The following is a 15,025-nucleotide window of genomic DNA, read 5'->3' as shown; positions in this document are numbered from 1 at the left end:
CGCTTCCGGCGTGGCCGGCGTCCGCATGCTCCCGCGGGCACCGGTCGTCGCCGGGGCTCCTCCCTGACTGATCCGTGGCGGGTCACCTCAACCCCGGTCGACCAGCTCGGGATGGTCGCGGGTGAAGTCGGGCAGCGTGCCGGCGCGCAGGCACTTGAAGTAGTCGGCGGAGGGCGGCCGCAGCGCCTCGCCGCGGTACTCGCCGACCTCGCGGACCGCGTCGCCCGGCAGGCCGACCAGCGTCAGGTCCGCGGGCCGGAGGTGGCTCAGCGCGAACGCGAGGTCCACCGCGGTGTGCGCGCCGCCGTCGAGGACCAGCATGTCGCCGACCGCGGCCAGCACCGATTCCATCCGCGCGGCGTCCCGCAGCAGGCCCTGGTCGGTGGCCGCGGTCAGCATCGCCTTGAGCAGCTGCCGGTGGTGACGCTGCCGGGTGTAGTCGCCGCCGGCCAGGTAGCGCTGCCGGGCGTAGTCGATCGCCTGCCAGCCGGTCATGGTCATCGTGCCGACCCGGTAGATCTGCTGCGGGTCGCCGTCCCCGGCCCGCCGGGTGCCGTCCGGCTTCCGGTGGATCGACGGCGTCTGCACGTCCACCCGGATCCGTACGCCGCCGAGCGCGTCGATCAGCTCGTCGTAGCCCTCCATGCTGATCACCGCGGTCGCGTCGAAGTCCCTGATCCCGGTGTAGCCGCCGACCGTGGTGGCCAGCAGCCGGACGCCCTGCGCCGGGTCCGGCCGCCCGCCGGGCACCACGCTGCCGTACGCCATCGCGTCGGTGATCTTGTGCTTGCCGCCCGGGAAGCCGGCCGGCGGGAACGCGGGCACGTCCACCACCAGATCCCGCGGCAGCGACGTGAGGTACGCCGCGCGCAGGTCCCGGGTGACGTGCAGGATCAGCAGCGCGTCCGAGTGCGGCCGCCAGCCCGGCTCGTCGACGCGCGTGTCCAGGCCGACGATCAGCAGGTTCAGCGGCCCGCCGGTGATGTCCGCGCCGGGCGGCGGCGACGGCGTGGACGACGCGCCGGCCGGGGACGACGGCCCGGCCGGGGACGGTGGCGGGCCGGCGACCGGACCGGCCGGCCGGGCCCGCGCTACCGCGTACGCACCTCCGGCGATCAGCACCGCGAGCGCGGCCGTGAGTGAGACGATGAGCAGGCGCCGCCGTGGCATATCGACATCCTTTCCCGCAGTGGGAAGACGCATGACGCCCGCCGCGCGTTGCCGCCCCACGACACTCAGCGGGTTTTCTGCGATTTGCGTCACCCGTGCCGATGGTGCGGGGGCAGGCTGAACGCGGCGAAAGGGGGCAACGGTGATCCGACCGTTCGACCGCGCCTGGCTGTTCCTCTCCGTGCTGCTGACCCTGGTGGTGCTGGCCACGGTCGACGTGGTGTGGATGTTCGTGGACGGGCCGGTCACGCCGCCGGAGGCGGTCTTCGCGGGCATCGTGGCGGTCGGCGGCACCGCGATCGTCCTGCTCGCGCTGCACCACTGGCGGCAGCGCCGGACGGTCTCCGCGGCCGCCCGGCTGGCCGCGATCGTGGAGTGGTGCGACGACGCGGTGATCGGCCTCACGCTGGACGGCGTGATCGACAGCTGGAACCCGTCCGCCGAGCGCATCTTCGGCTACCGGGCCGAGGAGATCATCGGCCGGCACGGCAGCCTGCTGCTGGCCGAGGACGACCCGGAGCGCGCGCTCGGGCTGCTGCCGCGGATCGCGGACGGCGAGGTCTTCCTCAACCAGCAGCACTCCTACGTGCGCAAGGACGGCCGGACGATCGAGATGTCCGCGTCCGTGTCCCCGGTCCGGGACCGCACCGGGGAGATCGTCGGCGTGGCCGTGGTCGGGCGGGACATCACCGCGCACGCCGCGGAGCACCGCCTGTTGCAGGAGCAGCGGCAGCGCCTGTCCCGGATCATCGAGACCGCCGGTGACGCGCTGGTCAGCATGGACGAGGAGGGCGCGATCACGGAGTGGAACGCGGCCGCGGAGCGCACGTTCGGCTGGCCGGCCGCGCAGGTGATCGGCCGCCCGCTGCGGGACGTGCTGATCCAGCCGCAGGACCGGGCCGCGCACGACGCCGGGTTCGCGCGCCTGCTCCGCACCCGGGTGCCGACGCTGGCCACCGGCGATCCGATCCGGGTGGTGGCCCGGCACCGCAGCGGCCGCGACGTACCGGTGGAGATGAAGCTCTGGATCACGGAGCACAACGGCCGGATGGAGGCGAACGCGTTCCTCCGGGACATCACGGCCCAGCAGCAGATGGAGGCGGAGCGCGGCCGGTACGAGGCCCGCCTGGCCCACATGGCCACCCATGACACGCTCACCGACCTGCCGAACCGCGCGCTGCTGATGGACCGCCTGACCATGGCGCTGAGCCGCACCCGGCGCACCGGCAAGACGGTCACCCTGCTCTACCTGGACCTGGACCGGTTCAAGGAGGTCAACGACACGCTCGGGCACGCGATCGGCGACGCGCTGCTGACCACGGTCGCGAGCCGGCTGCGGCAGAGCGTGCGCCCGTCGGACACGGTGGCCCGGCTCGGCGGCGACGAGTTCGTGATCCTCTGCGACGACCAGGCCAAGCCGGAGGACGTCGAGACCATCGTGTCCCGGCTGACCAGCGCGGTCTGCCGGCCTATCTCGCTGCCGTCCGCCGTGCTGGTGCCGGAGCTGAGCATCGGGCACGCGAACAGCGGCGACCACCCGACCGCGGACGAGCTGCTGGGCGCCGCGGACGCGGCGATGTACACGCACAAGCGGAGCCGGCGCCCTGGCGTTCTTGTTACCGATCGGTAATCATGCATTCATGCGATTCGACGTGGTCGTGGTCGGGTCCGGCTTCGGTGGCAGCGTCGCCGCGCTGCGCCTGGCCGAGAAGGGCTACCGGGTCGCCGTGCTGGAGGCCGGGCGCCGGTTCGCCGACGACGAGTTCCCGGAGACCTCCTGGCGGCTGCGCCGGTTCCTCTGGGCGCCCGCGCTCGGCTGCTTCGGACTGCAGCGCATCACGCTGCTGCGCGGTGAGCGCGGCTCCCGGTCCTCGGGCGTGCTGGTGGTGTCCGGCGCCGGGGTCGGTGGCGGCAGCCTGGTCTACGCGAACACGCTCTACGAGCCGCTGCCCGCGTTCTACGACGACCCGGCCTGGCGGGACATCACGGACTGGCGCGCCGAGCTGGCCCCGCACTACGCGCTGGCCAAGCGCATGCTCGGCGTCACCGTCTATCCGCGCGTGACGGCCGCGGACCGGGCGATGCGCGCGGTCGCGGCGCGGATGGGGGTGGCGGACACCGTGCATGCGACGCCGGTCGGCGTCTTCCTCGGCGAGCCGGGCCGGACCGTGCCGGACCCCTACTTCGGCGGTGCCGGGCCGGACCGCACCGGCTGCACGCACTGCGGCAGCTGCATGACCGGTTGCCGGCACGGTGCGAAGAACACGCTGGTGAAGAACTACCTCTACCTCGCGGAGCGGGCCGGCGTGACGGTCCTGCCGCTGACCACGGTGACCGCGGTGCGCGCGGCCGGAGACCGCTACCGGATCGACACGGTACGGACCGGAGCGCGCCTCCGCCGGCACCGGCGGACGATCGAGGCGGACCAGGTGGTGCTCGCGGCCGGTGCGCTCGGCACCCAGCGTCTGCTGCACCGCGGGCGCGCCACCGGCGACCTGCCGCACCTCTCCGCGCGCGTCGGCGCGCTCACCCGGACCAACTCCGAGGCCGTGCTCGGCGCGTCCGTGCTGCGCCCACCGGCCGGCCTGGACTACACCGACGGCGTGGCGATCACCAGCTCGTTCCACCCGGACGAGCACACGCACATCGAGGGCGTGCGGTACGGCCGGGGCGCGAACCTGATGGGCCTGCTGCAGACCGCGCTCACCGACGGCGGACCCCGGCGCACGCTGCGCTGGCTCGGCGCGCTGGCCCGGACGCCGCTGACCACGCTGCGCATGCTCTCCGTGCGGCGCTGGTCGGAGCGGACCATCATCGCGCTGGTCATGCAGGCGGCGGACAACTCGATCACCACGACGTACCGTCGCCGTCTCGGCGGCTGGACGCTGCGCAGCCGGCCGGGGCACGGCGCGCCGAACCCGACCTGGCTGCCGGCCGGCAACGCGGCGGTGCGGGCGCTGGCCGAGGAGATCGGCGGCGTGCCGGGCGGCGCGGTGACCGAGGCGTTCGACATCCCGCTGACCGCGCACATCCTGGGCGGCGCCACGATCGGCGCGACGCCGGCGGACGGCGTGATCGACCCGTACCACCGGGTCTTCGGCCATCCCGGGCTGCACGTGCTGGACGGCGCCGCGGTCACCGCGAACCTGGGCGTGAACCCGTCGCTGACCATCACCGCGCAGGCCGAGCGCGCCTGTTCGTTCTGGCCGCGCAAGGGCGAGCCGGACCGCCGGCCGCCGCTCGGTCAGCCGTACCGGCGGATCGCATCCGAACCGCACCCGAAGACGACCTGATCATCATATTCCGGATTTTTACGGTTCTCGGCGTCGCGTGTCCCCGAGGAACGGTGAAATTCAGGTGCGCAAGCTTGTCAATCAGCGGCGGATGACCGTCGCGCTGGTGATGGCGGTCGCCGCCGGCGTGGGCCTGTCCGCGCCCGCGTCCGCCGATCCCGGCACCCCGGTCGAGCTGGTGGTCGGCCTCGTTCCCGGCGCCTCGGCGGACGACGCGCTGGCCGCGGCGGACGACGCCGGTGGCGTGCGGGTGGTCGACGACGCGGCCCGCGAGGCCGGCGCGGTCATGGCCGAGGTGCCCGCGCGGCACGCGGACGAGGCCGTCGCGCTGCTGCGCCGCGACCCCGCCGTCGCGTTTGTGGACCGCAATCACGTCGCCGCCAAGGCCGACGTGACGCCGAACGACCCGTTCTGGTCCGAGCAGTGGGGCCTGCGGAAGGTCAACGTGCCCGGGGCCTGGGGCATGACGACCGGCGACCCGGTCACGGTCGCGGTGCTGGACACCGGCGTCAACCCGGTCAGCGACCTGGCCGGCCGGGTGCTGCCCGGCTACGACTTCATCAACGACGACGCGAACCCGGCCGACGACGAGGGGCACGGCACCGCGGTGGCCAGCGTGATCGCCGGCCGCGGCGACGACGGCAGCGGCATGGCCGGCGTCTGCTGGGACTGCCGGATCCTCCCGGTGAAGGTGCTCGACGAGAAGGGCTCCGGCGACTACCTGTCGATCGCCAAGGGCATCCGGTTCGCGGCCGACCAGGGCGCAAAGGTGATCAACATGTCGCTGGCCGGCGGCGCGTCGTCACCGCTGCTGAACACGGCCGTGCAGTACGCCACGGACCGCGGCTCGCTGGTCATCGCGGCGGCCGGCAACGAGAACACGCCCGTGCGGCAGTACCCGGCCGCGATCCCGCAGGTGCTCTCGGTCGGCGGCTCGACCACCGGTGACGGCCGCTACTCGTGGTCCAACTACGGCACGGGCTGGGTGGACATCGCGGCGCCGGGCTGCAACGTGGCGCAGGACCACCTGAGCCGCGGCTACGTCGAGTTCTGCGGCACCTCGTCCGCGACGCCGCTGGTGGCCGGCGTGGCCGCGCTGATGCAGTCGCGCGCGCCGGCGGTCAGCGGCGCGTACCTGGGCACCGTGCTGTCGCTCAGCGCCACGAAGCTCGGCTGGGTGCGGTACGGCCGGATCAACGCGGGCCGCGCGGTCTGGGCGGTCACCGACACCGCGGCGCCGGCCGTCTCGCTCGGCGCGCCGGCGGCCGGCACGCTGGTGCACGGCACCACGACCGTGACCGCGGCCGCGACCGACAACACCGGGCTGGACCGGGCGGAGCTGGTGGTGAACGGCACGGTCGTGGGCGTGGACCGGGACGCGCCGTACGCGTTCCGGTGGAACTCCGCCGCGTACCACGGGCTCGTCGACGTCGCGGTCCGCGCGGTCGACTGGACCGGGCGCGCCACCACCGCGGCCCGCCGGGTCGAGGCGGACAACCGCGGGCCGGCGCTGACCGTCACCGCGCCGAAGAGCGGCTCGAAGGTGCGCAAGACCGTCACCGTCACCGTCGCGGCGTCCGACAAGCGTGGCGTCCGCACGGTCGAGCTGCTGGTCAACGGCAAGGTCGCCGGGTCGGGCACGTCCTTCAAGATCAAAACGGCGAAGTACGGCAAGAAGTTCACGGTACGGATCCGGGCGTACGACACGCTCGGCAACGTCTCGCACTCGCCGACGTACACGTACAAGCGATAGCGGTTCTTGATCAGGGGGCTCGGGCGCGAACGCGTCCGGGCCCCTCGGTATTCTTCCCGGACATGAGCACACCGCGCCCGGTCCTGGTCGTCGACTTCGGGGCCCAGTACGCCCAGCTGATCGCCCGCCGGGTGCGCGAGGCGAACGTCTACTCCGAGATCGTCCCGCACTCGATGCCGGTCGCCGAGATGCTGGCGAAGAACCCGGCCGCGATCATCCTGTCCGGCGGCCCGTCCAGCGTCTACGAGCCCGGCGCCCCGCAGCTCGACGCGGGCGTGCTGGACACGGACGTGCCGGTCTTCGGCATCTGCTACGGCTTCCAGGCGATGGCCCAGTCGCTCGGCGGCACGGTCGCGCACACCGGCGCCCGGGAGTACGGCCGCACCTCGCTGACCCCGGCCGCGGACCCGGGCGTGCTGCTCCGCGAGCTCCCCGCCGACCTGCCGGTCTGGATGAGCCACGGCGACTCGGTCGTCGAGGCCCCGGCCGGCTTCTCGGTCACCGCGTCCTCGCCGGGCGCGCCGGTCGCCGCGTTCGAGAACCTGCTGGCCAAGCGGGCCGGCGTGCAGTTCCACCCGGAGGTGCTGCACACCGAGCAGGGCCAGACCATGCTGACCCGCTTCCTGTACGACATCGCCGGCATCTCGCCGACCTGGACGTCCGCCAACATCATCGACGAGCAGGTCGCGGTGATCCGCGAGAAGGTCGGCGACAAGCAGGTCATCTGCGGCCTCTCCGGCGGCGTCGACTCCGCGGTGGCCGCCGCGCTCGTGCACCGGGCCGTCGGCGACCAGCTGACCTGCATCTTCGTCGACCACGGCCTGCTGCGGTCCGGCGAGGCCGAGCAGGTGGAGAAGGACTACGTCGCCGCCACCGGCATCCGGCTCAAGGTCGTCGACGCGTCCGAGCGCTTCCTCGGCGCGCTGGACGGCGTGACCGACCCGGAGCAGAAGCGCAAGATCATCGGCCGCGAGTTCATCCGCGTCTTCGAGGCCGCGGCGCGCGAGGTCGACGCGGAGCGCGACGTCGAGTTCCTGGTGCAGGGCACGCTCTACCCGGACGTGGTCGAGTCCGGCGGCGGCACCGGCACCGCGAACATCAAGTCCCACCACAACGTCGGCGGCCTCCCGGACGACCTGCAGTTCTCGCTGATCGAGCCGCTGCGCACGCTGTTCAAGGACGAGGTGCGCGCGCTCGGCGCCCAGCTGGGGCTGCCGGAGGAGATGGTCCAGCGGCACCCGTTCCCGGGCCCGGGCCTGGCGATCCGGATCATCGGTGCGGTCTCCCGCGAGCGGCTGGACGTGCTGCGCCAGGCCGATCTCATCGCGCGCGAGGAGCTGACCGCGGCCGGTCTGGACCGCAGCGTGTGGCAGTTCCCGGTGGTGCTGCTGGCCGACGTGCGCAGCGTGGGCGTGCAGGGCGACGGGCGGACGTACGGGCACCCGGTGGTGCTGCGCCCGGTCTCCAGCGAGGACGCGATGACCGCGGACTGGTCCCGGCTGCCGTTCGACCTGCTCGCCAAGATCTCCAACCGGATCACGAACGAGGTCGCGGAGATCAACCGAGTTGTCCTGGACGTGACGAGCAAGCCGCCGGGCACCATCGAGTGGGAGTAATTCGTCCGCTGATGTGGGGCGGGCAAATCGGGCAATGTCCTCCGCGCGTGTGCTTTTGACCGGTTCAACTGTCACCCATCCGACAGAGTTCACGGGCGGGTTACAAAGCGCGAGAACAATGTGACGGCGTGACACCCGCGCTCGAGCCGCTTCGCAGGATCGCGGCATACGCACTCTGTACCGACCCCGACGGCCGCGTCCTGCTGGTCCGGGCGAGCCCACGCTCCGGCACACCCGGCGCCTGGTCCCTCCCCGGCGGCGCCGTCGACCACGGCGAGAACCCGAACGACACGGTGGTCCGCGAGACCGCCGCCGAGACCGGGCTCTCGGTCGCGGTCTCCGGCCTGCAGGACGTGGTGGCGGACATGCGTGCGCTCCCGCACCGGGGCATCACGATCCACACGGACCGGCTGATCTACACCGTCTCCGTCCGGGGCGGTTCGCTGATCGACCGGGTCGGCCAGCCCACCGACCTGGCCCGCTGGTTCACCCGCGAGGAGGCGGCCGCGCTGCCGCTGCGCCCGTTCGCGGCCACCGCGCTCGGGTTGACGTCCGCCTCGATGGACCTGCGGCCGGACGAGGCACCGGACTTCCCGTCGTTCTACGCGTACCCGGGGCCGGACGGCCTGCACCGGGCGCAGCGGTTCGCGGCGTACGCGGTCGCCACCGACCCGGACGGCCGGATCCTGCTCACCCGGATCGCGGCCAACTACCCGGGCGGCGGCTGCTGGCACCTGCCCGGCGGCGGCACCGACTACGGCGAGCAGCCCGGCACCGCGCTGCTCCGCGAGCTGCTGGAGGAGACCGGGCAGCCCGGCGACATCGTCGAGTTGCTCGGCGTGGCCAGCCACCGCGACCCGGCCTCGCTCGGCCCGGAGGGCTATCCGATCGACTGGCACGGCGTGCGCGCGTTCTACCGCGTCGCGGTCGACCGGCCGTGCCCGCCGACCATCCACGACGTGGGCGGGTCCACGGACGACGTCCGCTGGTTCACGATGGCCGAGGTGGCCGCGCTGGCCGAGTCGGAGCTGACCGAGGTGACCGTCGAAGCCATGCGGGCGGCCAAACTGTCCTGACGCAATTAATCTTGGTCGGGTGGACCAGACGAGACGGATAGCCGCACACGGCATATGCCGCGACGAGGGCGGCCGGGTCCTGCTGACCCGGGCGTCCGCGTTCTCCGACATGCCCGGGGTCTGGCAGATCCCGGGCGGCGAGCTGAAGCACGGCGAGCACCCGGAGTGGGCGGTCGTGCGCGCGTTCGCCGAGGAGACCGGCCTGACCGTCCGGGTCACCGACCCGCATGCGGTGCTCGCCGACGTCGGGCCGCTGCCGTTCCGTGCGGTCCTGCTGCACCACGATCGGGTGATCTTCGAGGTGGCGACGGCGGGCGGCGATCTGCGGCAGGAGCCGGGCGGCTCGACCGACCAGGTCCGCTGGGTCGACCGGGCCGAGCTCGGCACGCTGCCGCTGATGCCGTTCACCGCGCGGCTGCTCGGCGTACCGGCGAATCCCGGGCTGGTCGAGGAGACGCTGCGGACCGCGGCGCGGGTCGAGCTGCCGGAGACGGTGGCGGCGCCGGCCGCCGGGCCACGGGGGCAGCGGTTCGCCGCCTACGGTCTGGTGACCGACCCGGCGGGGCGGGTGCTGCTGACGAAGATCGCCGGTGCGTACCCGGGCGCCGGCCGCTGGCACCTGCCCGGCGGCGGCACCGATTTCGGTGAACAGCCCGACACCGGCTTCCTCCGCGAGCTGGTCGAGGAGGCGGGCCAGCACGGCCGCATCACCGGCCTGCTGCGCGTCTCGCACCGCCGCAACCCGGCCGCGCGTGGGCCGGAGGGGTACCCGATCGACTGGCACTCCGTGCGCGTCACGTTCACCGCGGTGGTGGACGAGCCGACGGCGCCGGTGGTGACGGAGGCGGCCGGCGGGTCCACGGCGGAGGCGCGCTGGTTCGGCGTGGCGGAGGCGCGCACGCTGGCGCTCTCCGACGTCGCCCAGGCCGCGCTGGAGTGGCTGCGTGGTCAGAGCCGGACGGCGCCCACTCCACGCCGCTGACGCTCCCGTGCGTCTGAACGGTCGCACGCCGTCCGGTAAACTGCGGAGTCAGCTCACGTCTGGCTGAAATTTACGACGAAACCGCGCAGATGGTACAGCAGCTCAATTGGGTTATTTCGGGCGTTAAGCGGCTCAAAGTTTAACTGCTGGCTATCGCCAGACGGCCGGGTCATGTGCAATGGTGTAGGCCGCATAACGGCCGATGCCCGCACGGGGACGCGGCCGTGACGGCTCCACCGGCCCACGACCCGAGGCCGGCGACCATTTTCGCTGGCCGCGCACCACGGCGACCGGCGACGACACACGTCGGTCCGGGTGCACTGGGCCGACCCTAGGGACAAGCCGGCACGAACTGCACAGAGTGCCGGCGATGGAGGGACAGTGCCGAGAGCCCCCTGGCGTCGGCGTCGTACCGCAGACAGCCCCCGCCCGGCCGGCCGCCGGTGGGCCGGGCTGCGCCGGAGCGGATCGTTCGCCCGGCAGGTGCTGCAGGTGCGAGCGGGTCTTCGACGACCCAACCAACGCCCGCTGGTCGTCTCCGACAGCCACCCCCAGCCGGTGGCCTACCCACTCCCCGAGGCGCTACCCGTCTCGTCGGACGTGCCGACCCTCGCCGAACTCCGCTCGATCGCCGAGGCCACCCCGATCGCCGAGCCCGCCCCGACCGACTCGTCCCTACTCCCCGGGGCGCACACCATGCGCCGCCGGATCGCCTTCGCCGTCGTCAACGCGTGCACGCTGGCCAGCATCTTCCTCGGCCTCAGCGCGGTCTTCCTGGCCATGCGCGACGACGTGCAGGCCGCGGCGCTGTGCCTGATCGCCTGCGTGCTCTTCGACGGCCTGGACGGCGCGCTGGCCCGGAAGCTCGGCGTCTCCAGCCCGTTCGGCGCCCAGATGGACTCGCTGGCCGACATGTGCTCGTTCGGCCTGGCCGCACCGATCGTCGTCTACGCCAGCCTGGCCGGCAGCGTCTCCACGGTCGCGGCCGGGCTCGCCTGCGCGCTGGTCGCCGGGTGCGCGGCCATCCGGCTGGCCCGGTTCAACGTGTCGCCGAAGGACGGCCGGTTCTTCTGCGGCGTGCCCACCACCATGGCCGCGGCGGTGCTCGCCATCGCCGTGCTGATCGGCCTTCCCATCCCCGGCGAGTACCAGGTGGCCGGCGTCGCGCTGCTCGCGATCGCCATGGTCTCCAACTTCCCGTACGCCAAGCTGGCCCGCCTGCTGAGGCTGCCACCGTGGCTGGCGGTCATCCCGATCGCGGGCGCGCTGCTGAACCCACGGCTGACGTTCGCGTTCATCGTCGTCGCCTACCTGCTCAGCGGCCCGCTCCTCTGGCTCCGCAACCGCCGCGCCCCGCACCGCGTCGCCTGACGACGCGGCCTCACCCGCCGGCGACGCGCATACCGCGTCACCCGCCCGGCCCGAACACCGAAGCCGGCACCGGATCACTCCGGTGCCGGCTTCGGTGTTTCTGCCGTTCCACGTTCGGTCGTTCTCGGGTCCTGCGGTTCCCACCCCGGCCGAGGCACCTCCCGGTCGAGTGCCGGGCGCCTCCGGGTCGAGTGTGGGCGCATGCGGTCGAGCGTCAGACGCCGTCGGCCGGGCGCCGGGTCCCGGGCGCCGTGGCCGCGGGACGCCGGAGCGGGACGGCCGGGTTCAGAGCCAGCGCGCGATGACGCTGGAACCGCCGGCGACGCGGTCACCGATGCCGACCAGCGGCTCGACGGAGTCCGCCGGCAGGTAGACGTCGGTGCGCGAGCCGAAGCGGATCAGGCCGAGGCGCTCGCCGCGGGCCAGGACGGAGCCGACGGGGGCACGCTGCACGATGCGGCGGGCGATCAGGCCGGTGCGCTGGGCGACGACGACGGTGCCGTGGTCGGTGTCCAGGACGGTGTAGGCGGCGACGTTGTGCTCGGCCTCCGGCTTCATGGCCGCGGCGAAACCGCCGTCGGTGACGAAGTAGTCCGCGACCCGGCCGGGGACCGGCGTCCGGTTGACGTGGACGTCCAGGATCGACAGGAAGACCGCGATGCGGAGGAACTCGGTGTCGCCGAACCGGTCGTCGCGGATCCGCTCGACGGAGAGCACCTTGCCGTCGCTGGCGGCGACGATCGCGGACGCGTCGTCCGGGATGTCGCGCTGCGGGTCGCGGAAGAACGCGGCGGCGGGGGCGGCGGCGAGCGCGGGCACCCACCACAGCTTGGACTTGGGCCGGGTGACGCGGGCGAGCGCGGCCAGGCCGAGCGCGATGCCGGCGGCGGCGACGCCGTTGGAGTCCATGTGCATGGTCCGGGTCATCGGCACGCTGGACGGGCGGTACGCCGGGGCGAGCCGGGCGGCCAGCGCCGGGGACGCGGGCGTGAAACGCAGCCGGTGCACGCGCAGCGGCGGCCGGTTGCGCAGCACCAGGTCGGTGCCGGCGCCGAAGAGCGCGGACTGGCGGTCGAGCTCGGCGCTCGCCTCGCCGGCCAGGCCGGGCAGCGCGACCGCGGCGACGCTGAGCACGCCACCGTCGGCGATCAGCTTGGTGAGGCCGTCGATGATCGCGCGGGTCTGGGTGGCGCCGCCGGTGAGCGGCTCCGCGACGACGACGACGTCGGCCGGGTCGGCCTCCTCCTGGGAGCCGGCCACGGTGACGCGCTCGGCGATCCAGGCGCCCTGCGCCTCGACGTGGTCACGAAGATCAAGGACCGACGAGCTCTCCGCCGGTACGAGCGTGAGCCGGTCGCCGGGCAGCAGCGCGTCGAACGCGGCGGGCAGCACGGGGGAGCCGGCGTGCGCGCCGACCACCAGCGCGGTCTTCGGCCCGGAGTGACGGGCCAGTTCGGCGGTGAGCGTGCGGGCGGCCCGCTCTCCGACCTCGACGGACGCTGGGGTCTGGGACATGCGCGTGTGCTCCTCGCAGCAGGCTGAGCTGTCGCGGCCGTCGGGGACGCGGCCGGCGGGCGGAAGGTCACCCTCCGCCCGCCAAGCATATTGCGCGTCGCTACCGGCGTCCGCCGTCGCCCTCCACGCGGATCTCCGTCGTCGGCGGCTCGTCGATGACCTCGGTCTTCGCCTCGATCACCTCGGTCCGGTCGCCGTCGGCCGACCGTGCCTCCCCGTCGCCGGCCGACCGGGCCTCCCCGCCGCCGGCCGGTCGCGGCTCCCCGCCGGCCGGTCGCGGCTCCCCGCCGGCCGGTCGCGGCTCCCCGCCGGCCGGTCGCGGCTCATCGCCGTCGACGAGCCGGGGCTCCCCGTCGTCGGCGGGTCGCGGCTCTCCGTCACCGGCGGGCCGGAACTCCGTGTCGTCGGCGGGCCGGAACGCTCCGCCGTCGTCCGGTCGCGGCTCTCCGGCGGGGGCCGGGTCCGGGACGGTGAGGTAGTCGGTGGCGTAGGGCGAGGCCTGAACCGGCTCGGCCGCGGCCGATGCGGGCCGCAGGTCCACCCGGGTGTCGTCGATGCCGACCGCGGTGTCCCGGCCGGAGGTGCGCTGGCTCTCCATCAGCTCGCGCACGATGTCCGCGTGCATGCCGGTCGGGATCCCGGCCGGCGGCGCCGCGCTGACCGGCGCGCCGCTGGTCGGGGCCGGCACCGCGCCCCGGCCGGAGCGGAACGCGCCGACCAGGCCGGCCATCCCGAAGATGATCAGGGCGATCGCGACCATCCAGCCGACCGCGGGCAGCGCCAGCGTGACGAACTGGGCGAGCACCCACCAGCCGGTGAAGAACAGGAAGACGGCGCCGAAGCCCAGCGAGACGCCGTCGGTGCGGTGTGCGTTCATCGGGTGACCTCCACCTCTCCGGCGCCGTTCGAGACGGTCAGCTCCAGTTTTCCGCCGCCCGCGCCGTCGAGGCCGAGGTCCTCGAACCGTTCGTCCGCGCCCATGCCGTCCATCGTCCGGCCGAACACCTCGGCGCTGCCGGCGCCGAGCTCGATGTCGACGACCACGTCCACGTTCGGCGGGAGCAGCACGGTGAGGTCACCGGCGCCGAGCTCGACGCTGGTGGCTTTTTCCAGGCCGGTGAAGTCGAGCGCCCGCAGGTCGAGCGTGGCCTCACCGAACGACGCGCTCTGCCGTACGGACAGCTCGTTCATGTTCTGCGGCTTCCACACGGTCGTCCGGGAGCCCTGCTCGTAGCCGTCCGCCTCGGCGGCCACCGAGATGCCCAGCGCCAGCGCCGCGACCAGGCCGGGGGCGATGAGGCCACGGCCACGGCCCCACTTCGTGCCGATCAGCATGCCGACGCCGATGATGCCGAGCACGACCGCGAAGTACGCGGCGGCGGTCGGGCTGGCGACGTTGCTCAGGTCGATGATGGTCAGCACGCCGATCGCCACCAGGATCGCCGACAGGGTGGCGCCGAACAGCGGTGAGCGCTCCTTCGGGCGCTTCGGCGGGCGCTGACGCGGTGGCGCCGCGGGCGGCGGGTTCGTCGCGGTGTACTGGTTGTGGTACGGCCCGTGCGGTGCGAACGGCGGCCGGTAGCCCCCGGCCGGCGGTGCCTGCCAGGGCGGCGGTGCCGGTGCGTGGCCGGGCTGGGGCGGGTACTGGTCGTTCGGTGGCACGGGCGGTACTCCTGGGGAGGGTTCGGCCGGCGAGGCCGCCGGGGTGGGCGGTGGCGGCGGTGGTGCGGCGGGATGCCCGGACGGGGAGAGCCGCCCGCGGTTGATGATCAGGGCGCCGACGATCGCGGCGCAGGAGACCAGCAGCATCGCCCGCCAGGTGTCGGACATGATGTACGCGAACGTGACCATCGCGAGGATCGTCAGGCCGGCGACCGTGAGCGGCGACGTGCCGGAGTCGCCCTTGCCGAGCACTCCCTCCAGCGGCGAGCCGGTGTCGCCCTCGGCCGGGATGATCAGCCACGCGGCGAGGTAGACCAGCAGTCCCGTACCGCCGAAGACGGCGAGCACGGCGAGCAGCACCCGCCAGAGCACGGGGTCGGTGTTGGTGGCGCGGCCGATGCCCGCGCAGACGCCGGCGACGTACCGGTCCTGCCGGGGGCGGACGAGCCCGAACAGGCGCGGTGCCGCGGCGCCACCGGGGAACTCCCCGGCGCCCGGCGCGGCCGCAGGCCCGGGGCCGGGCGGGGGCGGCGGCGCGGAGTGTCCCGGCTCGGCCGGGTCGTGCTGCGTGTCCATGTACTCGATGT

Annotated in this window: 10 protein-coding genes and 1 pseudogene; 7 read left to right on the top strand and 4 right to left on the bottom strand. The window is 73.7% G+C overall.

Annotated features, from left to right (window positions below; translation table 11 throughout):
• Nucleotides 1–87: 87 nt before the first annotated feature.
• Nucleotides 88–1,170: an LCP family protein gene (locus tag J2S44_RS15195; RefSeq protein WP_310413780.1), complete on the bottom strand. Its 1,083-nt coding sequence runs from the start codon at nucleotides 1,168–1,170 to the stop codon at nucleotides 88–90.
• Between the two features lie 142 nt (nucleotides 1,171–1,312).
• Here J2S44_RS15195 and J2S44_RS15190 point away from each other — a divergent pair, with 142 nt between their 5' ends.
• From J2S44_RS15190 to J2S44_RS15160, 7 genes and pseudogenes are all read left to right on the top strand, one after another.
• A complete protein-coding gene (locus tag J2S44_RS15190; protein ID WP_310413777.1) occupies nucleotides 1,313–2,800 on the top strand; it encodes a PAS domain S-box protein in 1,488 nt (495 codons plus the stop codon).
• A gap of 10 nt (nucleotides 2,801–2,810) precedes the next feature.
• On the top strand, nucleotides 2,811–4,463 hold the full coding sequence (locus J2S44_RS15185; protein ID WP_310413774.1) for an FAD-dependent oxidoreductase: 1,653 nt from the start codon (nucleotides 2,811–2,813) through the stop codon (nucleotides 4,461–4,463).
• Nucleotides 4,464–4,527: 64 nt separating this feature from the next.
• On the top strand, nucleotides 4,528–6,216 hold the full coding sequence (locus J2S44_RS15180; RefSeq protein WP_310413770.1) for a S8 family serine peptidase: 1,689 nt from the start codon (nucleotides 4,528–4,530) through the stop codon (nucleotides 6,214–6,216).
• 62 nt (nucleotides 6,217–6,278) lie between these two features.
• Entirely contained in the window at nucleotides 6,279–7,832 is a 1,554-nt protein-coding gene (gene guaA, locus J2S44_RS15175; protein ID WP_310413767.1) for a glutamine-hydrolyzing GMP synthase, read from the top strand.
• Between the two features lie 128 nt (nucleotides 7,833–7,960).
• On the top strand, nucleotides 7,961–8,908 hold the full coding sequence (locus J2S44_RS15170; RefSeq protein ID WP_310413765.1) for an NUDIX domain-containing protein: 948 nt from the start codon (nucleotides 7,961–7,963) through the stop codon (nucleotides 8,906–8,908).
• A gap of 19 nt (nucleotides 8,909–8,927) precedes the next feature.
• A complete protein-coding gene (locus tag J2S44_RS15165; protein ID WP_310413762.1) occupies nucleotides 8,928–9,890 on the top strand; it encodes an NUDIX hydrolase in 963 nt (320 codons plus the stop codon).
• A gap of 672 nt (nucleotides 9,891–10,562) precedes the next feature.
• Nucleotides 10,563–11,261: pseudogene (locus tag J2S44_RS15160) on the top strand (CDP-alcohol phosphatidyltransferase family protein); the annotation flags it as partial.
• Between the two features lie 285 nt (nucleotides 11,262–11,546).
• Here the strand turns inward: J2S44_RS15160 and J2S44_RS15155 are convergent.
• The 3 genes from J2S44_RS15155 to J2S44_RS15145 all read right to left on the bottom strand — a co-directional run bounded on the left by J2S44_RS15155 (nucleotide 11,547) and on the right by J2S44_RS15145 (nucleotide 15,014).
• Nucleotides 11,547–12,776, bottom strand: coding sequence for a phosphatidylserine decarboxylase (locus J2S44_RS15155; RefSeq protein ID WP_310413759.1), 1,230 nt, complete (start codon nucleotides 12,774–12,776; stop codon nucleotides 11,547–11,549).
• 100 nt (nucleotides 12,777–12,876) lie between these two features.
• A complete protein-coding gene (locus J2S44_RS15150; protein WP_310413756.1) occupies nucleotides 12,877–13,653 on the bottom strand; it encodes a hypothetical protein in 777 nt (258 codons plus the stop codon).
• Nucleotides 13,650–15,014: a PspC domain-containing protein gene (locus J2S44_RS15145; RefSeq protein WP_310413753.1), complete on the bottom strand. Its 1,365-nt coding sequence runs from the start codon at nucleotides 15,012–15,014 to the stop codon at nucleotides 13,650–13,652. The genes J2S44_RS15150 and J2S44_RS15145 overlap by 4 nt, the downstream gene beginning before the upstream one ends.
• Nucleotides 15,015–15,025 lie beyond the last annotated feature (11 nt).

It is taken from the genome of Catenuloplanes niger (assembly GCF_031458255.1).
GTDB classification, from domain to species: domain Bacteria; phylum Actinomycetota; class Actinomycetes; order Mycobacteriales; family Micromonosporaceae; genus Catenuloplanes; species Catenuloplanes niger.
This window is presented reverse-complemented; position numbering and strand designations above follow the sequence as displayed.

Coding starts and splice junctions, on each gene's coding strand:
- J2S44_RS15195 (WP_310413780.1), bottom strand. CDS start 1,170: ATGCCACGGCGGCGCCTGCTCATCGTCTCACTCACGGCCGCGCTCGCG.
- J2S44_RS15185 (WP_310413774.1), top strand. CDS start 2,811: ATGCGATTCGACGTGGTCGTGGTCGGGTCCGGCTTCGGTGGCAGCGTC.
- guaA (WP_310413767.1), top strand. CDS start 6,279: ATGAGCACACCGCGCCCGGTCCTGGTCGTCGACTTCGGGGCCCAGTAC.
- J2S44_RS15155 (WP_310413759.1), bottom strand. CDS start 12,776: ATGTCCCAGACCCCAGCGTCCGTCGAGGTCGGAGAGCGGGCCGCCCGC.
- J2S44_RS15150 (WP_310413756.1), bottom strand. CDS start 13,653: ATGAACGCACACCGCACCGACGGCGTCTCGCTGGGCTTCGGCGCCGTC.
- J2S44_RS15145 (WP_310413753.1), bottom strand. CDS start 15,014: ATGGACACGCAGCACGACCCGGCCGAGCCGGGACACTCCGCGCCGCCG.